The following is a 24,422-nucleotide window of genomic DNA, read 5'->3' on the forward strand; positions in this document are numbered from 1 at the left end:
TTTACCCGATGATTAGCACATGCACGATACCAGGGCCATGAACGCCTATGGTTAAATCGTTCTCAATATCCGCCGAGCGGCTAGGACCTGAAATAAAGTGAATGCCAGCGGGAAGATCCTTCCTTGCCGATTGATCGAATTGAATCAGAATCTCCCCTAGTCGGGTCTTCAGCCGTTCCACAGGAAGAATCACGATCAAAGATGTAGGAAGCAGACTAACCGATCTTCCCTTTTCCTTTGATGATAACACAGTTAGCGATCCGGTGTAAGCCGCTGCTGCATCTGCAAGAACGATGCCAAGGTCGGCCGCGGCAGCTGCGGCTTTCCAGCTTTCCCGACTGTCCGTATTCCACGCGGAAATCTGCGCTTCCGATAACACATCGCTAAGATGAAGGGCATGCAGCTCAGGCTGATCCTGATGGATAATCCGGTTAACGCCTAATGATTGCACGATATCAATTATCGCTAATTTCGCTTTCTCCATCGAAGCAAGCCTAACAACATAGCCTCCTGCCGCTTGAAAATTAGTCGTAAACTGCTCAATTCTTTCTTCCAACGTCCATTCGAATTTATGCCAAAAATCTGGTGCTCCCCGATAGGGATGCACGGGCTTCTCTACGACTCTTGCTCGCCCCAGCTTACTGGCAATGCCGTTCATAAACCGCTCTTGTTCCTTAACTGACTGAGAGTCCAATTGTGCCAGCCATGCTTGACTGCGCTCACTCATCCTTGATGTCCTCCTTGGTTTTTTCTCTTCGTCAACGCATCTTGCATACGACTGTGCAAAGCCGGGTCTATTCCTTTAAATTCTTGACGTATTTGATGTTCAAGCGTACCCCAGCTGTCTCGGAAAGAAGCCTTAGGCAAACTAGGCGCAACTCGATACGTATTCCATCCTTTTAATGGCCCTACGCGCAGTCGAATACCTTGATCGCGAACGACCAGCTTCTGGCCGATACGTGCCAGTTTCAATACGGTATTAAATCTCTTCCCGCTTCCCATGATGGCTGCAAAGCCCCTCATCCCGGCTTGTTCAAGTTTGTCGCCATGCCCCTGCTCCACTTTGCGACGACGTAGTGAGACAAGCATATCGTGGAGCGGTATTTTCACAGGACAAGCTTCGTAACAAGCGCCGCATAGGCTGGAAGCGTTGGCAATGTCGTCCCAATCCGCTGTGTTCTTCTGGAGCGCAGGGGTTAACACCGCCCCAATCGGTCCGCTGTAGGTGCCCCCATAGGCGTGACCGCCAATATGACGATAAACGGGGCATGCATTCAGGCAGGCCCCGCAGCGGATGCAATTGAGCAGCTCCTGAAATTCCGGATCGCCAAGCTGCAAAGAACGCCCGTTGTCGACGATAATAATATGCATCTCCTCCGGACCATCTGCATCAGACCCACGCCGCGGACCTGTAATTCCGGACATGTAGACGGTCAGCTTTTGGCCGGTAGCCGAACGCGGCAACAGTGTCGCCATTACCTCCAAATCCATCCAACTTGGTATAATCCGCTCCATGCCCATGAGTGTAATTTGTGTCTTGGGCACGGTGGAAACCATTCGTGCGTTGCCTTCATTTTCAAACAGAACAATAGACCCGCTTTCCGCAATAGCAAAGTTGCAGCCCGTGATGCCAATATCCGCCTCCAGAAATTTTTCCCGCAGCTTTCTGCGGACAAATCCTGCCAATATCGTCGTATCGGGCGGTAAGGTCTCCCCTGCTTCCTTGGATAATAAGTCAGCAATCTGATACCGGTTTTTGTGAATCGCTGGAATGATGATATGGGAGGGCGTTTCGTCGGCCAATTGAATAATATATTCGCCTAAATCCGTTTCAATGGCCTCAACGCCAATAGAGGCAAGCGCCTGATTCAAATGCAGCTCCTCTGTAACCATGGATTTGGACTTAACGACGGTCCGGGCCGCTTTCTCTTTGGCGATGGTCAAGGATAGCTTCACAGCATCATCGGCCGTCTCGGCAAAATGAACATGGACACCGTTCTCTCGAGCATTTTCAACAAACGTATGTAAGTAATAATCCAGGTAGGCGATGGTATGCAGCCGAATTTGCCTGCCTCTTTCACGCCATTCCTCCCAGTTCCCGTGTTCTTCCGCGGCTTTAAGTTTACCGTTCCGCAGCCGTTCTGTCGTAAACATAACCGCTTTGCGAAGGAACTCGTCGTTCAGTGCCTGATCTGCCCGCTCCTTGACCGTCTTCCCTTCAGCTTCTTTTTGACTCATGCCCTTTTCACCCCTTCATATAACAGTTCAGCCAGATGCATAACCTTGACTGGTTCATTTCGGAATCGCAGATTGCCGGCAATGTTCATCAGACAGGCCATATCCAGGCCGACAAGCACCTCCGCTTCCGTTTCCTTCACATGATCGACTTTTTCATTCACCATGGCCCCGGATATATCCGACATTTTCACAGCAAAAGTTCCTCCAAATCCACAGCAATCCTCTGCAAAAGGAAGAGGCACCAGCTCTAACTCCTTTACCTGCCGCAGCAAAGCCAGCGGTTCTTCCTTCACACCAAGAAGCCTGCTGCCGTGGCAGGAGGGATGATACGTAACTTTATGCGGAAACCTCGCTCCAAGATCAGTGATACCAAGTACACCTACGAGAAACTGCGTGAACTCATATGTTTTGTTCTGTAATTGCAAGGCTTTGTCCCGCATTTCCGGATCATCCTTGAAAAGATCCGCATAGTGATGAATCATATACGTACAAGATCCTGAGGCCGAGATGACGAAGTCGCTATCTTCAAAAGCAGCAAGAATTGTTTTTGCCGTTGTCCTTGCTTCCTCCCAGTAGCCGCTGTTGTAAGCGGGCTGCCCGCAGCAAGTTTGAATGGTCGGGAAATGCAGCAAAATGCCGCGATCGCTCAAAATTCGAGATATCGCCTCTCCGACTTTCGGGTATAAAGCGTCACTTAAGCAGGTAATGAATAACGATATTTTCATAAAATGCACCCCTTTCAAAATTAGATATCAGGTTGTCAGACATGTTGATACTAACATAAAGCACTGTACTTTGAAAGGCTTATTCTTTCACACTTTTTATGAAGCGCCACGCTGCAAGCTTTGCAGCCACCGCGACTTATCCCCAGCTTCGAATGATAACTGGCAGGGAAATAATCGGGTAAGCAAAAGCTCTTGCATTATTGGTTTTTTGTGGACTGTCCGGTTACGACTGCGTCCAAGTTAATTCCAGTATAAATCATCTTTTTATAGCAACTAAAAAATCCCGCCCCAAAGACTTTCTCTTAGGGACGAGATTATTGTTCCAATTTAATGAATCACCAAGGCAGCTCGGTCACGAATCGATCTCGATGACCATGATCTACCCCCACCCACTAAGCAAATCGATTCTCTTCGGGATCTTCCGTATCATAGCCAAAGGCATCAAGCGCCGGCCATAGCTCAGGGGCAATCGGGTAATTCGCGAGCTCCAACGTCTGGGCTACCCGTTCCGGTTTACTCATGCCAACGACCGTACTAGCGATCCGCGAATCGCGAAGCGAAAATTGAAGTGCTGCGGCGGCAAGCGGAACATCGTATTCCAGGCAAACCTTGGCGAACATACGCGCTCTCTCCAATACGAGTGGCGGAGCTTCGCTATAGGCATAACGTGCGTATGCTTCTGGTCCTTTGGCCAATATGCCACTGCCATAAGGAGCGGCGTTAATAACCGCCACGCCCATACGACTCGCGACATCAAGCAAAGGTTCGGCAGCCCGATTGAGCAGCGTATATCGATTATGGGTTTCAACCGCACTGAACGCTCCCGTTTCGACATAACGAATGAGCATATCGATCGGTCCGCCGGATATTCCGATGTGATCGATGACTCCCTGCTTTTGAAACTTTTGCAGTACTTCTAACGGTCCGCCGGATCCCATCACATTTTCGAAGGTGGTATGTTCAGGATCGTGGATGTAAACGTATTGCAGACGATCAAGTCCTAAGCGTTCGAGGCTTCCTTCGATGGAACGTTTGATCTGTTCGCCGCTGAAGTCTCCGGTCATAAAGTCGCGATCGGCTTTGGTTGCCAACACGTAACCTGCGGGAAGACCACCATTAGCATGAATAGCCTTACCGATTCGCCGTTCGCTCTCGCCTTCACCGTATGCTGCAGCCGTATCCAGAAAGTTGATTGGGCTTTCGAAGGCGGTGCGCAACGTCACCAATGCCTGTTCTTCCGACGTGCTATATTGAAAGGTCTCCGGCATATCCCCGAGCGGAGCGGCTCCAATACATAGCGGTGATATGAGTAGGCCAGTACTGCCAAGCGGCCGTTGGGATAATAATGCGTTCGTCATGGAGTGTTCCTCGCTTTCTGATTTTGTCTGCATTATAACGACACACCCAAAAATCCTCGTGTCATTTGAAAATCGATATTTCCTTTCTGATAGAGACGCGGTACATAAGAATGTTCCAAAATTTCTTTGCTTCGCTCAAGAATATGATTCACCCATATGCTCGGATTGCCCTCGAGTACCAAATCGACATCTTGCTTATGGTTATGCAGCACGTCCTGATCCGACGTCACTTGCAGCATTGGGACGAAAGGATGCGCCTGCATCGGACGATCACCGATCAGCGCGATTATTAATTCCACACCTGTGGCGGCGAGTCCTGTGATCGTCTCTACCCCATGCGTTGTTGGAGTCTCCATAATGTGGAAGCCGTTTCGGTGGACGTGTTCCCCATAGGCAATTGACGGCCGAACTTGAGACGTGCTAAATAGATGCTGACTGAACGCATCCTCGGCAAGCAATCCGCTGTTCTCGGGAATGACGACCAAGCCACCAGCTCCGACAATTATTTTGGTCAGTACCCCCAACTGCTCGCCGGCATTTTTGTTAATAGCACCAACGCTTACGATCCCGATGCGCAGTCCTTCCAAGCCGACAGTCACCTTCTCCGCAGTATCGGCCGCAACCAATCGATTGGCGAACCAGGCCTCAACCTTCTCGCTCACCTTGGCAATTCCGCCATCAAGCTGGATGCTGGCATAACCAAGACGGCTCGCATCGACGCCCATCACATCCATCTGATGGCGCATGTAGTCGTTATGTGTTTTCTCGCAGCCATGCTCTAGCAGCAAACAATGCTCCACCATCGGATGCGTAATATAGCCGATCATCGTGCGGGCGAACAGCGATTCGGCTGGCCCCCCCGAGGTGCCGCAGCCTTCCGTGTGCGCCAATGTGACAAAACGCGAGAGCTCAGGCTGCCCTGCTCCTTGCTCGTTCAGGCGCCTTGTGATCATGCCCGCTACCTGTCCGGCACAAAGACTGGTCGGCACGATCAAGCCGATATTGTCACTAGATTGCCGATTGCGATGTCGAGTAAAGGAAAATTGGATCGGGTTAACCATCGTTATAGCATCATCTTTAATTTCTATCGGATCTCCTGTCGGTACAGGAGTGTGAAGCAGCGTCTCCAGCTGACTCGCATCGTTCTGCTGCCAGTTGCGCCAAATTTGTACTTGGGCATGGCCCGCCTTCTCGCCGACGCTTCGCTGACCAGAGGCAATTTGGAGCGCCAACTCGAATACCTCTTGGCCCAGCTCATCCATCGACTTGCCTTCCAGATACTGCCCCGCGTTCACATCCATATCGTTCGAAAGCAATTGGAAGCGGCGAGTTGTCGTGACCACCTTGACCGTAGGCACATATGGAAAGTTGGTGATCGAACCATTTCCCGTTGTAAAGAAGATCATGTTGCAGCCTGCGGCTACCTGTCCGGCGATGCTCTCCAGGTCATTTCCAGGGCTATCCATGAAATAGTAGCCGCCATCCTTCATGAGCTCCCCGTACTCAGTTGCATAATCAATCCGAGTTGTCGGGTCTTTCTTCATAGCGGCTCCTATAGACTTGAGATAGATGTTGTACAAGCCGCGATACATGTTGCCACCTGACGGGTTACCTTCCGCACTGGTGCCGTGCCAGGAAGTGCGCTCCTTAAATCGGTTCACAAGTTCCAGAAATTTGCGCGCGGTTTCCACGTTACGTACTTTTGACAAGACATAGGGCTCCGCGCCAATCAACTCATCAGTTTCGGCTAGACTAGCCGCACCGCCGTAACGCACCAATTGTTCTGAAACCCAACCGAGCAGCGGATTCGCGGATACTCCGGAAAATGCGTCCGAACCGCCGCACTGCAAGCCGATTCGCAAGTGGCGGATGGATTCAGGCGTCCGTTGCATCGTGTTAACCGTTGACAGCCATTCCCGCACTATCGCTTCACCTTTAACCAGCTCCTCTTCAAAGCTGCCTGTAAGCGACACGAACTTATGCAGCACTTCATCGATCGGATAGTTATGCTCGCGTGCATAAGCCTCTACCATCTTGTTCGTGACCGATTCATTGCCATAATCGACAACCAATACCGCTCCGACGTTCGGGTTGACCATGAAACCTGAGAGCGTCCGCAGCAGCAAGTCCACATTATTCGGCTTCTCTGTGCCGCCCTCCGTATGAGCGACGGGAACGAACCCGTCTATATTAGAATCGTTCTTCCATTCACTTTGCAGACGAGAGGCAAGCTCATTCACGTAGCTCCCTGTATGCGAGGTGGTGCCGAGCAGTACGATGTAGTTCCGGGTGCCAACCCCGCGATCTTCATGGCGGCGGTATCCCATGAATGTGCGCGTATCCTCATAAACTGGCGATGCCTGAGCCGGCCGAAAGTTCTCCTCGTCAAGGATATAAGGAGAAACTTGATCCGCGAAATTGGGCTCCGCCGGCACTGCGAATGTCAACTGGCGCACACTGAGCGCTCCACGTACTGTTTCGTTGATCACATAGTGGCCGGGCTCAATCTGCTTAATCGCCACGCCGAAAGGCAAATGCCACGAAAGCAAATCTTGACCAGGAGCGATCGCTTTCACCGCAAATCGATGGCCTTCCATAACCGTGTAATCCAAGGTGAGGATTTGGCCTTCATACTGAATGACGGTACCGGAGTTCAATTGGTGAATCGCAACGGCGCAGTTATCCCCGGGCAAGGGAAGTCTCGCTACTTCTTCAAATTGGTAAACGACGTCCATCGATGACTGGCTCCTTTGATGAGATTTTTCGAACAATCCAAATACAGCATTGGCAGCACTTAAACTACCTGGCATAGTATGACTAGCACGCAACCTAGCGTTGTTATGAGAATGAATCCTAGGATTCGATTCAGCCTATAAATGAATAATTGAGTTTCTTCCAAGGTTAGTGCTGTTAAAACAACAATATTCTCACCCAGTTGATGCGCATTCAGGCAATAAGTGGCATCAATTTTTTAGTAAGCATAGCCTCCCTGATTTTGGTGTGCACACTTATTATTGTAACAGGATTATGGCATTTGATAATTCTTTACCTTTGCAAAAACATACTCTATTTTGATATTCTATACATAAGAGAAATAATGAAGTGAGATGATTTTGGGAGGTTCGGAAAATGCAAAAACCGCTAATAAAAAACTTTATTAACGACCACCTCTTGCCATTTGACATCGTATTTAAGGACAAAAAGACACCAAATCGTGAACTACCAGAGCATCTTCATGATCGCTTTGAATTAGTTTATGTTTATAGTGGAAAAGGTACGTTTTTCTTAAACCAAATGCTCTATGAGATGAATGAAGGAGATCTCTTCATCATTCCTGGCAATACCATTCATCAGGCATTGCCAGATTCTGAATCTCCAATTACTGCCACTGCTGTCTTTTTTGATCCGCAACTGATCGGACACTATTCAGCTGGTGATTCGTTTACGAATATGCAAGTTTTTGACCGAGCCCGAAAATATAAGAGCTATAAGCTTGTTCTCCCACCAGCCATGCGCCCTCATCTCGAAGAAAAACTCAAACAAATGCATGAAGAATTAGAACAAAACGAAGCTGGTTTTAGATACGCAATTCAACTGCAGTTAAATAGCCTTCTGATCAGCATTAATCGGTTGATATTAAAAGAATCCCATCATCAACTGGCAGCGTCCGATGTCGGCCCCTCCTGGTTACTAAACATCCTGCAACACTTGGATCAGTTTCACACTGAGCAAATCGCTGGACTTTCGTATTTGGCTAAGCACGCTTCAGTCTCAGCCGCTCATTTATCCAGGGTGTTTAAACAACTAACCGGGATGAACATCACCGACTATGTGAATGCCAAGCGGATTTCAACTGCAAAGGAGCTGCTCCTAACTACTGACTTAGGTATTGATACGATCGCCCACAATTGCGGTTATGAGAGCTTACCTTATTTTCATAAGTTATTTAAGAAGTTTACTGGCGTTACCCCAGGCCTATATCGAAGAAAAGTAGTTAAAGAAATTAGCTTCAAAATAGACAACATGACATAGAAATGTGAAAGTATCTCAAGAGCAAATTATTGTAATATTACTCACCGAAGCTTATTAAGAAGAGCCTGCTTATAAGAACAGCAGGCTTTTCGCATCCATTGGTAGTACTGAGGAAACCGTGCATATCGCAAGGTCAACTTTGACGTAAGACGATTCGGTCGAAATATATGAAAATCTTCACTGGTCGCGTTCCGACTATGAAAGTAATTAATCGTTTTCTCGAAAACGGACAATGGTAAACCGTAAACTTCGTAGAACCTAATTTTTGCCGGAGCGCTTCAAACTCTCCCGAGCATAAAAAGCTCCTTCCGACACTTCAGCGAAGGGCACAAACTCAATGTCATGCAAAATAGCATGTCAAGATAATCGGTTTGAAGCCGCTGTAAGCTTTCGTCGACGCTGGCAATTATGCGCTTCGCGAATTAATTTTGACCATAACGCCCCGCTTTAAAAAAAGGTAGGAATCGATTGCGTGAGATCTGACCTATCGCTTTACCTAATACAGTCACCGCCTTCGTTAGTCATTGAGTACCCCCTATTAAAGTTTATAGAAACGCTCCGCATTTCCGCCAAATAGTTGCGCTCGCTCTGTTTCTCCCCAATGCAGCGGAATCGAATTTAACAAAATTTCCATAACCTGATCATAGTCCGCAGAAAGCAGACAGACTGGCCAATCACTACCGAACATAACCCGCTCCGGCCCAAACATCTCCAGCCAAAAATTAATGAATTTGACCATATTTCTAATATAACAAGGGTGTTCACGAGCAAATTTTTTTCCATTATTTCCAACCTGCCATAAATACACCAAAGGAGCCACTCTCGTGACTCCCCGAAAATTCATATTTTCTTATCTATTGATTATGAGGCACTGTAACGGTTACAGATGTATTCGTTTGGTTGCCAGCCTGGTCGGTTATCGTATAAGTAACCGTGTATATACGTCCCGTACCCTTGCCTAGTCTTTCGGCACGCAAGTTAAAAGAAGCGACCGCAGTACCCAAATCGGCTTGAATGTCGCCTTGGCCGCTGTCCGGCTCATTGCTCGTAATCGAGGTTAACACCACCGATGCAACGCCTGATACGGCATCGCGCGAATTCAATGCGGCATTTATCGCCACCATTTTGTGATTCGCCGGCCATAGAGACGTTTTATCTAATTGAACGGTTAGGGTTGGTGCTGTTGTGTCGATTTTAAACTCGATGGTTTGGATCTGTTCTACATTGCCTGCTTGATCCGTGCTGCGATAATTGACGGTATAAATCCCATCACTGAAGGCAGGCATGGAACCCGTATAGGTGATCCATTCCCCGTTATTCACTTGGTATTCTATTTTCTCCATGACAGATAAATGATCCGTAGCATATATGCTTACCGTTACAGACGAAGTATACCATCCATTGCTTCCGTTAGGTAAAGCTGGGCTTAAAGATGCGACACTTACGGGTGCTATCTTATTGATATTACTTACCACATAGGTGGTTACATTCGATACGTTGCCTGCAGCATCAGTTCCTCTTGCATACACTGTATCATTATCTAAAATGAGGACAGGTGACGTGTACGCAGTCCAAGTACCGTTTTCGCCCACTTTGTATTCTTTCAGCGATACATCAGCCGGATAGCTGATCGATACAGTGACACCAGTGTTAGTTGGCGCTGTAATATCTGCTGCTAACGTTGCATCTGCCGGCCGTGTTTTATCAATCTGAACCGTTAGCGTTTGTTGGGCTTCTACATTGCCTGCTTGATCTGTGCTACGATAATTAACGGTATAAATCCCTTCACCGAATGCAGGTATGGAACCATTATAAGTGATCCAATCCCCGTAATTCACTTGGTATTCTATTTTCGCGACTCCTGATAAATTATCCATGGCCGATATGCTTACCGTTGCATCCAACTTATACCATCCGTTGCTGCCGTCAGGTTCAGCAGGACTTACAGATGCGACACTTACGGGTGCTATCTTATCGATATTGCCAGTTGCACCGATAGTCGACCATTGCTTGGGCGTTAATGTGTCATAAGGACCTAACCCGACATCCTTGGGAACCATATCCGTGTGGGCAGGGGCATCTGTAGAAAACACCTCTCTTATCCCGTCCAGATAACCAAAACCTGAAATATTGCTAGGTATCAGGGCATGCCCTTCCGCTATTTCATTCCAATTGCCCAATAATAGCAGCCTGCTCCCAAGAGAGGCAGCCTCATCTCCATTATCTGGCATATAGTTACTCTTTAACCATTCCAAGCCTGCTTTCCATTCATTCAGCGGAATATTGGTCTTGCGCTCCGACATTCCCCAGGGTTCGTCTCCCCATCCCTGAGAAATCGATGAAATGGCAGGGAGAGCATTGGTATTTTTCTGATTTTGCAGCCGGTCCAATTGTTTGACCATTTCATTTGAAGTATGGTTATAAATGTAGGTATAGTCATAGCCTCGCTCTTTTAGCTCCTGGGATTTGGCCGCATCCGCTCCGCTAAGCTGGGCAAGAAAGATGGCTCCGGCAAAGCCTTCCGCCCTCAGCGCCGCATCAATCTCCTCAAATACGGCTGCATTCCCGCTGTTCCCGCCTAACTGACCTGCCAGATCATCCGTCTTCCATATACCTATAACCGGCTTATTATCAATCAGCAAATAGGACGGATGCTTGAAGTAGCGTTCAATCCAATAGTTGACAACATTCTCCTTGAAGTCCTCTGCATCCATGGCTCCTGTGCCATTCTCCCACAGTATGGCAAAGCTGATCCTGTCCGAATATTTGGAATTCATAAAGCCTTGATGCAGCTTTGCCGAATTTCTCGGCTCCTTGATTGGCGATCCCAATGAACCCTTCGGTCTGTACCAGGCCGGATAGTATAAGCCGATTCCATGCTCCACCATCCATTTGGTTTCCCAATCCGCTACCTCAGGATTCCCTTCATCAAAGTACCCCAGGAGTGGTGTCCTGTTATCGTAAGGAGCTATCGCATCATACCCGAAGTGACCTCCTTCCCGCCACAAATCGCAGGTCTGGACACCTACCAAATATGGTGATTCGACAGAGGCAGCAATAGGCTCCGGCACATTGCTGATATAGGTTCCTTGAAATAATTTGACATCATCCAGCCACATAACGCCGGTAGCATCTCCGGGTGTTATAAATTGTATCGAATTCAGGCTATTAACCGGATTCCTCAGAAAAACCTGGGATGCCTTCCTGATATTATTGACATAGATATCTGCCGTACCCAAGGAGGCATCCGCAACAATCTTCATGCTATACCACATATTCCCTTTATAGTTTTCCCAAAGCTTGACGATTGCCCCATCGGCAGCTTCATAGACTATATTTCCGTCGTCTGTGACAATCTTTACTCCCGGCACATTTTCGCTTCCAATCACCATGGACATTCCATCCACCTTGGAAGGCAGAAGGAACTCATACTCCAAGGTAATCTGTCCCGCCTGATGCGGATAGCTCTTGGACAAATATACGCTATCCCCAACACTTATATCCTCCAATTTGAATGAATTCCAATCATAATACAGGTTGCTTCTCATTTCCTGTATTTGTCCAATTCCCCCTTCAGTCCGCACAGTCCAACCCGAGGGCATATTACCCGGAGAGGTTGTGATGAAATTATCGTAAATCAAATATCCTTTATAGAGCTCCATCACATTGATGGCCAGCTTGGCCACACCTTGCTCCGGTGTCCGGATATACACATTATCCAGTGTGTTTGCAGGATTGCTGAAGCTGGCAGCTTCTATCTTATGACCTGCTCCATTTATATAAACACTGGCCTTACCGGCATCCAGATCGGCAATCACCTTGATTCCATACCAGACATTTCCCATGTATTCCGGCATTATAACGGAGCGGCTGCCATCGGTATTCTCATATTCAATATTTCCGTTTGCCGTAATCAATTTAATGGCGGGAACAGCACCATTTCGCAATTCAAAGCTTACGCCATCTGCTCTGGTTACAAAGCGGACCTTGAAATCAAGGGTGACAACCCCTTCCGATTGAGGCAAAAACGGTCTTTCTCCCCAGACACTCTTTATACTGCTGACATCGTCAAAAATGAAAGGGGTTTCATCATTCAGTTTACGTAAACTCGCCGTTCCGCCTTCTTCCCCAACAGTCCAGCTACTTGGAATCCAGCCCACAGGCTGCCAATAGGAATCATCTATCAAATGGCCTCTATCCAGAGTTCTTGAAATCGCTGCGGAAAACTCCACATAATCCAACTTGGCGGGGTCCTTTCCATAAACCCCTTCCAACGTGAACATATCTCCCTGATTGATATACAAATATTCTTTGGCATGTCTCACATGAAGCGCATCATCATCATACTGCCCCAGCCAATAATCGATCTCCCTTCCATTTTGCTTCATCTTGTAAACGCTGTCATATTTGCCCTCTGCTTCATAATACCCAGCATGGACGGCATAATAGCCGGAAGCACCGTAGAATGAAAAAGCAGCAATGCCAAGTCCTGGCTTCTCCACCGCAATCCCTTTTCCATTGTGTGCTACTTGAGAATCCTCTACTACGTAGTTACTCAGGCTCATCTCCTCGGCCTCTATAATGATTCCTGAAGGCAATGGCTCCGCATGGGCGTAGTCCCCTAACGAATATCCCGGAACTGCCGGGTCTGGATTATAGCCAGGAACCTGGACAACTACCTCTTCCTCCAGTTTTTTGATATTTACATCATCAATGTGCAGGGTGCCCATACTGTCTTTTGCCATGATAAAGTCCATTTTGTTCAGCCCCGCTACGGTAAATCTGAAGGGCTCATCTGTTAAGTACTCTTGATCATCAATGAATAGGTCCAGTGTATCTTTTACAGTATCTGCAATCACTTTAATGCTGTACCACCGATTGGCTTGTAAATTATCTATAATAATTTTCGTTTTGCTTGAGGGTCCCAATATTTTAAGCTTAGTACCATCGATCGCCAGACTGATAGCATTTTTTAGATTTTCCGCAATATACATGGCTTTCCACTTAGAAGGAATCTCCTCCGTCAAAAATTTATATTCCATGCTTACCTTGCCAGTAAGCATGGAGCTGAAATTTTTTGTGGCACTTACCGAAGCTCCCGTTACATTCGTCATTTGTGATTTCGTCAGCTTCATACTTTTACCGGTACTGCCAGGAGTATGCTCTACAGCAACAAAGCCGTTGTTTTCAAGTACAGCCCATCCGTCAGGCGCCATACCAATTTGACCGTCCTCAAAATCATCTGATATTCCGGATGCACTATCTACAGGTGTCTTGCTACCCTCAACCTTTGAGCCTCTGACACCCGTATATACTTTCACGTTATCAAAATACAGGGTGCCACTACTGGAATCCCCCATTTTAAACAGCATCTGACCAACATGATTGATGGGATTTCTTAATTTTGCATTATACCATTGTTGCTGCCCGTCAATATAAAAATCGAAGGTATCCGAATCCGTATTGATATCTAATTTCAAATGATACCATTGTCCCGGATTAAAGCCCTGCACCGTTTCAAGCTGTGCGCCGTTGTATATCTTTATATTTCCATTATCAAACGCTACGGAGGCCGCTATATCTCTATTGCTTCCATCCATGATATAGGCCGCGCATTTCCATTTTTCCAGTTCATCTGTTTTGACATCGTATTCAATACTAACTATGCCACTAACGGGGCTGATTCTTTTCATAACATCCAGATTTCCCGCAGCTTCGATTTTGTGAAGCTTTATACCACCGCTCTCCTCATCGACAATAATACTTCCTCCTTCTGCCAGAGGGTACCACCCATCCCAATCCCCCTCATCAAAAGAATCATCAACAATCATTATGCCGTTTTCAGCCAACTCAGAAGCCAGAGGATCTTCAGGATCAGGCAATGGTTGATTTCCCTCTGACATGGCTGGCGCTATCTGTGGTTCAAAATTGGCCGTTGCTTGTACATTAATCGCATTCATAAACAACACAATCAGTATCCCTATTGTTAGGTATTTACATCGGAATGCATGTTTCATGCATTTAACCTCCTCTGTTAATCATGCGTTAAATCACTCAACGAATATTGGCAATCATATGCGGATGCCAGAATAACGTATATGGACTGTTATCCCGGCGGCGTATTTCATCATATCTACTTCAATTTTTCCTCCAGACTGATGGGCTGTGAATTTACGTGCCGTATCTTCATAACCCAGCTCGCCTAAGAATTTTTTGCACATCCTCTTTTTTCAGAAGAGTTTAAACTAGGTTGTAACGTGGTAGACTTGTATACTGCTATATTTTGGTTAATCAACTATCGTAAAAGCCTACTTTACATACTGCTTGTATATTTCTGCTGTTGTGTAAATTTTATCTTTATTCTTGGCGTACCAGTCTTTGTACCATGCCTCGATTTTGTCGCCGCTGCCTTTGCTCCAGGCTGTTTTAGCATCGTTTATCGCCTGATCCACAGAATAAGAAGCACCGCTCACAATTGCTTTGTTGAAAATATCGCTGATCGATTGCGTTAATTGAGCCGAAAAAGCCGATAAATCTTGTGGAAGGGCCGGATTATAACCCGAAGCCGTGAATCCGTTGAAAGGACGCTCTGGATTTAAATAAGCAGGCTTCGCTTGCTGAAGCTGTAGATCCATATATTCCTTCTGCAGCGGAACTTTCGCATCGAATACTTTTTCCGGTTGCGCGCATTTGGCAAGCAAACCTATCCCTATGTTGGCCTGCATTCGGAAATCTCCGTTATAGTCCACCTCAGCTTTTGATTTGGCCGGATCAATCTGCTTCGGACAACCATCCTCTCCCATCTTCCAATGTTCATTTTCGACACCATATGTCATTGACAATTGCGTCGAATCCTTGGTAAGAAAGTCCATATAGTCCATAACAGCCTGAGGATTCTTGGCTTTCGCATTCACCGCCGCTATCAACTGAATCGGTTCCCAGCCCCAGCTGTATGAACCGTATACTGTCGTTGGAAATGGAATAAATTTAATTTTGGCATTTGGATTATTTTTACGTAACGTTTCGAAATTTTTGTATCCCGCACCATTGACTGAGTTGATATTATTAATACCGTAAATACCAAGCTTGCCGTTGACAAAGTCCTGAAGCGCCTTTTCCCCTTTATCTGTCAAGAAGTCTTTATCTACCGTTCCTGCATCGAACAGCTGCTTCTTCAATTGCAGAGCAGCTTTGGAATTATCCCACTGCCGAACAAGCTCTCCATTATTTAGGAGCATGCCGTCTGGGATTTCACCACTATTGTACATACGATCGATTATTCCCCCGCCGATGAAGCTTAGATGGTAACCGAATGTATCCTTCTTCCCGTTACCGTCCGGATCCCGTTCAGTAAACGCCTTGGCAACAGCCACTAGCTCTTCAGGGGTTGTCGGAGACTTCAAACCCAGATTTTCCAACCAATCCTCACGAATCACCAGTCCCACATTCAGCGTAGGACCAACCACACGGCCAAAATAATACATCTTGCCATCTTCATTCATTGCCAATTTCTTGACGCCTGGATTCTGCTCAAGAAATTTTTTGTATTCCACACTTTTGCTGACCATATCATCTATTGGCATAAACTGCTTTTGCGCAAGAAACTGATTTTTAATTTTTGCATCAAATTCAAAAATTAAATCAGGAGCCGTTCCCGAGGCAAACAAAGTATTTAGCTTCGGCAGCGATTCCCAACGTGGAATCGGGACAAACTCTACATTGGCCGGTCCGTTGGCATTGATCCATTTGCTCCAGCGGTTGTTGTCTATAGTGCCTTCGGCAGCTGGTACATTCCCCCGGTCATAGACGGAAACCGATATTTTCGACTTCGGCTTCATTGTCGCCGGTTTAGTAGACTGTCCGGATGCGCTCGCGTCTGGAGAAGCTGTATCACTTACTGTGTTATCCTTTCTATTGGAGCAACCGTTCATAATCAATAAAACCAATGCCGATGCCAAAACGATCCTTATTTTTGTACGATATCCTGCTTTTATCCCATTCATATTTAACCCTCCTGATTATATTTCGTTCATTTCTCCGAGCATTGATACCCTTGCCCATTCATACTCCTACTCCATTCTATATACTCTAACCGATTGACATCACCTCCTTAGCAATCCATAACAGCCTCTATCCCTTAACTGCACCAACTAAGGCACCTTTTACAAAATATTTCTGCAAGAATGGATACACGATCATTAGGGGTAGCAGCAAAATCACAACTGCTCCTGCTTTGATCGCTTCTGGTGTCATAGAAACCGAGTCTTCCGCTTGAAATGTATTGATTTGCTGAAGCAGCTGCTGACTTGCCACCATATTCTGCACAAGTACAGTAAGGTTGTATTTCTTAGCATCATTGATGTACAGGAGCACTGTTAGAAACTGGTTCCAATACCCTACAGAATAGAACAAAGTCAACGTGGCAAGGACTGGTAAGGAGAGCGGGAGAAAAATTTGCAGCAGCATTCTGTATTCTCCGCATCCGTCTATTCGTGCGGCATCTTCTAGTTCAGAGGGAATATTGAGGAAGAATGTTCGCATAATCATCATATTGAATGCGCTGACCAAGGTCGGCAGCCAGATCGCAGCGTAAGAGTTAATCAACCCCAATTCTTTGATGACCAGAAAGCTTGGGATCAATCCACCGCCGAACAACATCGTGAACACAATCGCCAATGTAAAGAAACGTCTACCATAGAATGTATTTCTAGACAGTGGATAGGCAGCCAATATTGTAAATAACATACTCAGGGCAACACCAACCACTGTTATGATGATACTATTTTTCAAAGCGTGAATAATTCTTGTTCCTTCGATAAGCTGTCTATAGGCTTCGATGTTCCAACCGATCGGCCAAATCGACACCTTTCCCGAGATAATGGCAGAACTATCACTCAATGAGACTGCCAAAATATTGATTAAGGGCACCAATGCACTAATCCCGAATAAAGCCAAAAGAACGTAATTAACGGCGAAAAAAACGCGTTCTCCCTTACTGGTTTTCATTCTAAAGTCCCTCCTACCATAAGCTCTGGTTATAACGTTTTGCGATTTGATTGGCAGTCAGCACCAGAATTAATCCGATACATGATTCAAATAAGCCCAGTGCAGTTGTCAGACTGAATTGTGAATTCTGTACACCAATCCGATATATGTAAGTGCTAATGACGTCCGATAGAGTCGCGACAGGCGTTCGCAATACATACACTTGATCAAATCCAACCTCCATTACACGCCCCAAGGAAATAATCAGAATAAGAATCATGGTCGAAGCCAGTCCAGGAATCGTAATATGCCAAATTTGCTTCCATTTATTAGCACCGTCCAGGTTGGCCGCTTCATATAAGCTGGTATCGATGCTTGTTATTGCTGCCAGATAGATGATCGCTGAAAACCCGGTTTCTTTCCATAACGCCGATCCGATAAAAATCGACCACCAGGAGAAATTGTGATAAAGAAACGCATAGGTCTCTCCGGTTATCCGTTCAATTACATGATTAACAATGCCTGTTTCCTGATTAAATATCGTGAAAACAAACCCGCTGATAATGACCCATGAAAAAAAATGAGGTAAATAAATCAACGTTTGGATCGAGCGTTTGAACCACATCCTGCGTACTTCGTTTAAGAGAATAGCCAATATAACCGGCAATGGAAAGCCAAATAAAATGCCCGTTAAACTTAACACAAAGGTGTTCTTCACAATTCGAACCGTTTCGGGATTCGAGAAAATATAATGAAAGTGCTTAAGTCCTACCCATGGGCTGTCGAGAAAACCTTGAAACAGATTGTAATCCTTGAAAGCAATAATCAGTCCTAGCATAGGTATATATTTGAAAATAATAAAAAACAATAACACAGGGGTAAACATGATAAACAGTGGAAAATTTTCTTTCAATCGCTTTTTCTTGATGGTTACCATTTGATGCCTACCCTTCCTTTCTTAATCTCTTTTTATTGATAGTTACCATTTGATGCTTACCCTCCATTCTTCTGTGGTGTCTGTTATAAAACTAAGTGTAGGGATATTCATATTACGCCTGCAATAGACAAGAATCTGTTGTTAAACAATTTTCTGTATAAGCTGGGATATGCGATTTGCCTTCACTATAATTGCCGTCGTGAGGATACTTGCTCAATAATAGACACAATTCAGTAACAGTCATATTTCCGTCCAGTTCTCGAAACAATTCCTTTATCTGGCTTGGCATTCAATTTTGACCACAAAAAAAAGCCTCAAACATATGAAAGATTCATACGCGAAGGCTTTATGAACATAGAGCAGCGAAAGAATCTCACTTTACTGATTCACTGCGGAATACAACTGGCGTTTTCCCGGTAATTCTCTTGAATACCCTGTTAAAAGAGACACTATGCTGATAACCGACCTTTCCGGCAATATCCTGTACAGACATGGAAGTATCACTCAGCAGTTGTTTGGCATGCTCAATCCTCACGAAGGCCAAATAATCAACAAAGTTTTCCCCGAATTCTTCTTTAAATAGTTGACTTACATATTTCGAATTGATTTGGAATTTATCACTTAAATGATTTAAGGAAAGATCCGGATCAAAGTAGTTGGCTTCAATATAGCTCCTTACCTCGGCAAGCAGGCTCCTATTGTTCCTGCCTTCACGTATACGCTCCAGATGTTCTGATGTTTCAGTCAGAATCAGACTTGCCTTACCACGGAATTCCCGTAAAGTATCAAACCGCTGCAATAATTCATTGATAGGCAGCAGCCCTTTATTTCGCCATATTTCGCCATAGTCCTCCGAAAGCTCCATGAGCTCCCGGTTCATTTGATAAATCAGATAATTTAGTATACTCTCTACATCTTCTCTGGATAGCAGTGTTCTCTCCAATTCATCAAAGAATGCCTCAAGCTCCTCCCCCCACGTTGGATTGCCCAAGCGGAATTGCTGTGACAGCTTCCGTACAGGCTGGAGATGACGGAACATATCCCCTTTCGGAGACATTTCGATATCGTTGTAAGCAATGATTCGATTGTTGCCCAAACCAGACTTATAGCCAAGCGCTTGCTTTGCGTCGTCGTATGAACGATAAATCAATGCGGGTTCCTTGATTAAACTGCCTACACCAATCGTAACGGTAAACGTCAGGTTGCTCTGCACCCATTCACGCACTTCCTCCAGCATACTTGCAAGCCGCTCGGAATTCTCCCCCTGCTCATCCTGATACTGATAAAGCACCCCTACGATATGATGATCCATCCACTCATGCCAAACGGTCACACCGTTATTTTGTGCCACTTCCACAATCACACTGCACAGAATAAATTTTAACAAGTATTGATCCTTCTGGTTGTAGCTCATCTTAAAATCAGTAAATTTATCCATTTCATATAACACGACTTCAAAACCGCTATACTTCACAGGACGGTCAAACTTGATCATTTCGTCCGTCCATTGCTCAGGTGTGATCTCTCGCGAACCTTCCAAAGCCTCTTGAAAAAATACTTTCTTGCGGAATACGATATTCTCTTCATGCCTTTGTTGAAATTTATTCGATTCCTCTATTAAATTTTCTACCGCATTCTCAATAAAACGGAGCTGATTTCCTCCTGATTGCGTAGCCAATTTCTGACTAATCTTGAAGGAGAGCGATTGAATTTGATTAATCATAAGCTCGACCGGACGATAATTGCGACGGGTGATATAAACAATCCAGATGACTCCAAGTGCAACAATACTCAGACCAATAGTAAGCCATATATAAGAAAAATTAGAAATAAAATAATACAGCTTACCCGCCTCGACACCGCTGCGGAGATGCCAATTGGTTATCGGCGAGTGAATATCGGATAAATACATTTCTGTTGGCTTCTGCTTGGCTCGCTCTAACTCGGAACCATTTCTTGACAGAATTACATTGCCCTCACCATCCACAAGCTCCGCGTAGCTGATCCCCGAATCAAATAAATCCTGAAGTATCTTCTGTAAAGCCGTTATTTTGACATTGGTGACAATCTTGCCTTCTTCCCCGGAAAATAAAATCACGCTGCGAACAAGTGTTATTACAGATATCGGCTCCGTCTGAGAGGAGAACTCCACATATTGTCTACTTCCCCTCCATGATTGAAGCGACACATCTCCGGTCATTTGGGCTTGCAGAAATTCCTTATCCCCAAATTCGCTGAGCGGAATAAAACGGTTCTTGCTTAAAATGGCTTGATCCGAGTAACGGTAAAGATAAATCGAATCGATAATGGCATGCTTTAAGACTAGATTATTCAATTCAAGTGAAGCTTCATAGGTTTGGAATAAATGGTTAATTTCTTGCTGTGGTTTATAAAAATCACGAATACTGCTGTGGTCTGCTATAATTTCATTGATAATACTTTGATCAATAGCCGAAAGCGATTGATCAATAAGCTTCATTACTTGTGTGGAATAAATTCGATTAGCTTCCTGGGCTTCCTTCTTTAGTACCTCACTCACTCCCAGAAAAAGAAATAAAATGAGCAAAGTAACAACAATCAAAAAAACCGGTACATAAGAAATCAATATCCGTGAAAACCAATGATTCCTAATAGGTACACCTCATTTTTTAAAACAACCTTATTTTAGGTTAATTATAGCGACAGGATATTAGTTCAACAATAGACATATTTCTGTGATAGACATAATTCCGTTCAGTTAGAGGCATGGTTATAAAGGTCGGTTATACGGAACATTTAAAAAACTTCTCATGTCACTTGTGATTTTTTATAGATAATTTAAATCAAAAAATACCACACCTGTTGATTAACCAGTAGAACACTTCGATACCCCAGCGTGCTTTGCAACTTGCTCTGACAGATGCATGAGATTAGTTACCACCTGTATTTTTGAGCGAAACCTAATTCTTTTAGAGCGAAATAGCGGCGGATTCTTACAATTATTTTTAAATTGCCCATAATAACAGCAAGGTTTGAAGTAATCTACCAGTTAGCGGGGAAGAGGCAGCCGATAACACTAACTGCCTCTTCTAATGGAGTTATCCGTTAGCGCAATGAACTGACTATTAACACCAATATAAAAAGGCTCGCAGCGCATGACTCATTGCCTATTGCTATAAATTATAAATGGCTTCATACCCTCCGGAGACTTGATCTCCTCCAATGCAGTCTTTGTTTTGTCATTTTCATTACGTTTAATCATGTCAAAGGGGGAGAATCGCGCTTTTGTGCAGGCTTTTTGTATTATTCCAGCTCCGTGATCCACTCCCTGTATTCCATAGGCGTCAGTCCGGTCAGCTTCTTGAAGGTAAACAGTCTTGACCGCACTCGTATATATAAAGAAACCAAGTGTCACAAAAACCAGCAAGTAGGATAGTACATACTTAACAGCGTTATCAAGGAACGATAGCACTATGCTCGAGAAGCAAAGCTCTAAGTGCTGCCAAAGGCACCTTCCTTAGCGACACTTCCAATTTGGCAGCTAATGCCGCAGCAGCCCCGGCAACTTGGCCGGTAGCCATACAAGTAGCCTGAACCCGATAAGCCGAATTAGCCATCTGATCTCCAGAAAGACAGCGTCCAGCCACTAGCAGATGGTCACTGTTAACCGGTATTAATGCACCATAGGGAATTGTTGCGACGACTCCCTTATCCAAATAATGCTTAATAACGGTATTGTCGCTCGGATGGTGCAGATCGATCGGATAAAAGCTATAGCAGATTGCATCCGGCCAATGAAACCCAGAAACGTAAGAGGCCTCGTCTATCCTAGTCTCTCCGATTATTCTCCAAGTCTCCCTGATGCCGCACTCGTTCGCAGCATAACGAACCGACAGATGCTCACAACCGGGTACCCGTCGCAGGAAACGGTAAATCCGCAAGAGTGTCTGCCTTGCCGTAACTTCCGCTTCCGTCTTGGATTCCGAGGTGGAACCATCAATACCTGGAATATGCATACTGATTACCCCAGATCGCAGATCGTTATAAAAGGGTGGATTGCTTGCAGGGTGGTCGGTGACCCTTATGCTGCCTTCGGCTAATGCTTCATCGTACACCCGCTGTAGCTCGTCGGGATTGATACTCGAAAACTCGTATCCATCGATTTCATTGATCAACGTTCCTGGCTGAAGTTTCTCACTTTTCTCTCGGGCATATCCCAACATTCCGCACAAATCGGCATCGCCCGTAGAATCGACAAGCTTGCGGGTTTGCAGCACCTTTATGCCCCCTTTACCTGCAACAGAAACAAGAAGCTGGTTGTCCTGATCAGCAACAGAAACGGGCATTTCGTGCAATCTTAGATCAACACCGGCCCGCAAGATGAACTCGTCCAATACTGCAGCGTAAACAAAACGGTTGACCCTAATTTGTTGATGCCAATGCTTCTCCGGTATGGCCAAGAAATCCGGTAATATGGCACCGCCCATACGAACAGTCTCCATAATAATCTCCCAGCCGATTCCATCAATGACCTGCTGTCCCCAAGCATGGAACAAACCTGGGAAATTGACAGCGCCCACTGTTATCGTTCCCCCAAGAATACCGTTCTTCTCCACCAAAGCTGTTTTTGCGCCTGCACGTGCCGCTTGAATGGCAGCTATGCAGCCAGCAGAACCACCGCCAACTACAATTACATCGTAAGTACCGTCCATATCTCATACCTCTTCCAATTAATTTATGGTTATACCATCTGGCACTCGCAAAGTCGACTGACCATTCTTATGTTCAAAAGAGATCGTGCCGATAGCCACCCGAAAAGAAAGCTTTAACTCCTTGAGTGTATCCGGAATGCGGGGCTTGAAGGTGACTTTCTTCCAACCCGGTTCAGCCGGTTGAATCCCCGCGATATGCTCAATCAGGATCGGAATAGGAGCGCTCGCCCACGCATGACATAAGCTTGTATTCCATTTCGCCTGCTTGGACCACGCCTCAAAGCAGGTTGTCGCCCCTTCCTTGACCATGTTGCTCCATGAATGAATATCATCTGAGCTGAGCTGATCAGATCATAAATCAAGGCGTATTCCCCCGCTTCCGCAAGAGCTTGCAGAACGAAATAAGACATATAAACGCCACAGTTCAAACGCTTAGTGCGAATGAGCTCGATAACAGATTCTTTTCCTTCCTCAGGTACCAAACCGAACAGGAGCGGTAGCACGTTAGAATGCAGTGCAGAATGGGACGACCCTACAGCATCAGTGAACAACTGGCTGCTTTCATCGAAAAATGCCTTTCGAAAAGTATCTCGGAATCCGTCCAAATCATAAGAATCTCCTTCATCGTCAGTGTGCTGAGCATTGACAATACAGCGCATTTCCGAAACCACTTTCATGGCACCATAATAAAACGCATTAATGACGTTATGGCACCCTGTTCCTACAGGTTTTGTAAGCGGAAAATCATAGCCGTCACGCATACCTTCGGGCCAATCAACCAGGTTCCATTTGTCCGAAACGTTCTCAAGTAAACCGTCCTCGCGCCGATACAAGCGAAAATGTCTCAGCATGTTTTCTGCTGTCGGAAGCATCTCTTTTAGAAATTGTATATCTCCGCTCTGCCGATAATACTGCATCAGCTGTAGCGGCCATTGGAACGAAAAGTCGGCGATTTCCTGCATAAAGTGGCCCGGAGCCACAGCCATCAGCCCGGGGCAAACGGAATCAGACAGCAGAACGAAATCCTGCAAAGCTTTGCGGAATAGCCGAAGATCTCCCGAAACATAAGCATGGGCATGGGTAATAATCGTGTTATCGCCTAAATATTGCCCCTTTTCACGGGTCGGACAGTCCACGTAATGCTCCTGCGAGCCGAATTTGACCCCATTACGGCATATGGACCATATAGCGTTCAGCATAGAGTCGGACGATTCGAACAAGCTCGCTTCCTCATCTAACGGGTAGTGTCTGACTACTGCTCGGCAACTGTCAATATCGATTTTTACGGTAGACGATGTTGCGAAAACCTCAACATACCGGAAAGCTTTGTAATCGAAAAACTCGGCCTCATCCACTCTTCCCGACAAAGTCCACAGCTCCCTATATACACAGTTGCATCTCATCTCGTATCGGGTGCGTCCATCACTATTCAACTCTTCTCCGTACCGGATTTCTA

At 45.7% G+C, this 24,422-nt stretch carries 16 protein-coding genes; 1 reads left to right on the forward strand and 15 read right to left on the reverse strand.

What is annotated here, in order from left to right; genetic code table 11:
* Position 1: 1 nt before the first annotated feature.
* The 5 genes from AC58UU_RS18485 to AC58UU_RS18505 all read right to left on the reverse strand — a co-directional run bounded on the left by AC58UU_RS18485 (position 2) and on the right by AC58UU_RS18505 (position 7,056).
* Entirely contained in the window at positions 2-727 is a 726-nt protein-coding gene (locus AC58UU_RS18485; RefSeq protein WP_497318071.1) for a LutC/YkgG family protein, read from the reverse strand.
* Positions 724-2,238, reverse strand: coding sequence for a LutB/LldF family L-lactate oxidation iron-sulfur protein (locus AC58UU_RS18490; protein ID WP_497318073.1), 1,515 nt, complete (start codon positions 2,236-2,238; stop codon positions 724-726). Before AC58UU_RS18490 ends, AC58UU_RS18485 begins: the two co-directional genes overlap by 4 nt.
* Positions 2,235-2,963 carry a (Fe-S)-binding protein gene (locus tag AC58UU_RS18495; RefSeq protein WP_497318075.1) on the reverse strand — a complete coding sequence of 243 codons (729 nt, stop codon included), beginning with the start codon at positions 2,961-2,963 and terminating at the stop codon, positions 2,235-2,237. The genes AC58UU_RS18490 and AC58UU_RS18495 overlap by 4 nt, the downstream gene beginning before the upstream one ends.
* A gap of 392 nt (positions 2,964-3,355) precedes the next feature.
* Positions 3,356-4,354 carry an aldo/keto reductase gene (locus AC58UU_RS18500; RefSeq protein ID WP_497318077.1) on the reverse strand — a complete coding sequence of 333 codons (999 nt, stop codon included), beginning with the start codon at positions 4,352-4,354 and terminating at the stop codon, positions 3,356-3,358.
* Entirely contained in the window at positions 4,354-7,056 is a 2,703-nt protein-coding gene (locus AC58UU_RS18505) for a UxaA family hydrolase (protein WP_497318079.1), read from the reverse strand. Before AC58UU_RS18505 ends, AC58UU_RS18500 begins: the two co-directional genes overlap by 1 nt.
* Before the next feature lie 394 nt (positions 7,057-7,450).
* Between AC58UU_RS18505 and AC58UU_RS18510 the strand changes: the two genes are divergently transcribed.
* Complete coding sequence (locus AC58UU_RS18510) at positions 7,451-8,353, forward strand: helix-turn-helix domain-containing protein (protein ID WP_497318081.1); 903 nt, start codon at positions 7,451-7,453, stop codon at positions 8,351-8,353.
* Between the two features lie 538 nt (positions 8,354-8,891).
* Here the strand turns inward: AC58UU_RS18510 and AC58UU_RS18515 are convergent.
* The 10 genes from AC58UU_RS18515 to AC58UU_RS18560 form a co-directional block, all read right to left on the reverse strand.
* Positions 8,892-9,092 (reverse strand): amidohydrolase family protein, encoded by a 201-nt coding sequence (locus AC58UU_RS18515; protein ID WP_497318083.1) that lies wholly within the window; start codon positions 9,090-9,092, stop codon positions 8,892-8,894.
* Positions 9,093-9,207: 115 nt separating this feature from the next.
* Positions 9,208-14,370, reverse strand: coding sequence for an OmpL47-type beta-barrel domain-containing protein (locus tag AC58UU_RS18520; RefSeq protein WP_497318085.1), 5,163 nt, complete (start codon positions 14,368-14,370; stop codon positions 9,208-9,210).
* A gap of 54 nt (positions 14,371-14,424) precedes the next feature.
* Positions 14,425-14,574: a hypothetical protein gene (locus tag AC58UU_RS18525; protein ID WP_497318087.1), complete on the reverse strand. Its 150-nt coding sequence runs from the start codon at positions 14,572-14,574 to the stop codon at positions 14,425-14,427.
* An 87-nt stretch (positions 14,575-14,661) separates the two neighbouring features.
* Positions 14,662-16,356, reverse strand: a complete 1,695-nt coding sequence (locus AC58UU_RS18530; protein WP_497318089.1) for a type 2 periplasmic-binding domain-containing protein — start codon at positions 16,354-16,356, stop codon at positions 14,662-14,664.
* A 127-nt stretch (positions 16,357-16,483) separates the two neighbouring features.
* Complete coding sequence (locus tag AC58UU_RS18535) at positions 16,484-17,359, reverse strand: carbohydrate ABC transporter permease (RefSeq protein WP_497318091.1); 876 nt, start codon at positions 17,357-17,359, stop codon at positions 16,484-16,486.
* 13 nt (positions 17,360-17,372) lie between these two features.
* Positions 17,373-18,224, reverse strand: a complete 852-nt coding sequence (locus tag AC58UU_RS18540; protein WP_497318093.1) for an ABC transporter permease — start codon at positions 18,222-18,224, stop codon at positions 17,373-17,375.
* A gap of 424 nt (positions 18,225-18,648) precedes the next feature.
* The gene (locus tag AC58UU_RS18545) at positions 18,649-20,754 is read right to left on the reverse strand and encodes a helix-turn-helix domain-containing protein (protein ID WP_497318095.1); all 2,106 of its coding nucleotides are present in this window, start codon (positions 20,752-20,754) and stop codon (positions 18,649-18,651) included.
* 955 nt (positions 20,755-21,709) lie between these two features.
* Positions 21,710-22,966 carry an FAD-dependent oxidoreductase gene (locus tag AC58UU_RS18550; protein WP_497318097.1) on the reverse strand — a complete coding sequence of 419 codons (1,257 nt, stop codon included), beginning with the start codon at positions 22,964-22,966 and terminating at the stop codon, positions 21,710-21,712.
* 18 nt (positions 22,967-22,984) lie between these two features.
* The gene (locus tag AC58UU_RS18555) at positions 22,985-23,275 is read right to left on the reverse strand and encodes an alpha-L-rhamnosidase C-terminal domain-containing protein (protein WP_497318099.1); all 291 of its coding nucleotides are present in this window, start codon (positions 23,273-23,275) and stop codon (positions 22,985-22,987) included.
* Complete coding sequence (locus tag AC58UU_RS18560) at positions 23,170-24,399, reverse strand: alpha-L-rhamnosidase-related protein (protein WP_497318101.1); 1,230 nt, start codon at positions 24,397-24,399, stop codon at positions 23,170-23,172. The genes AC58UU_RS18555 and AC58UU_RS18560 overlap by 106 nt, the downstream gene beginning before the upstream one ends.
* Between the last annotated feature and the right edge of the window lie 23 nt (positions 24,400-24,422).

This window comes from Paenibacillus sp. JT22N1 (assembly GCF_059692155.1).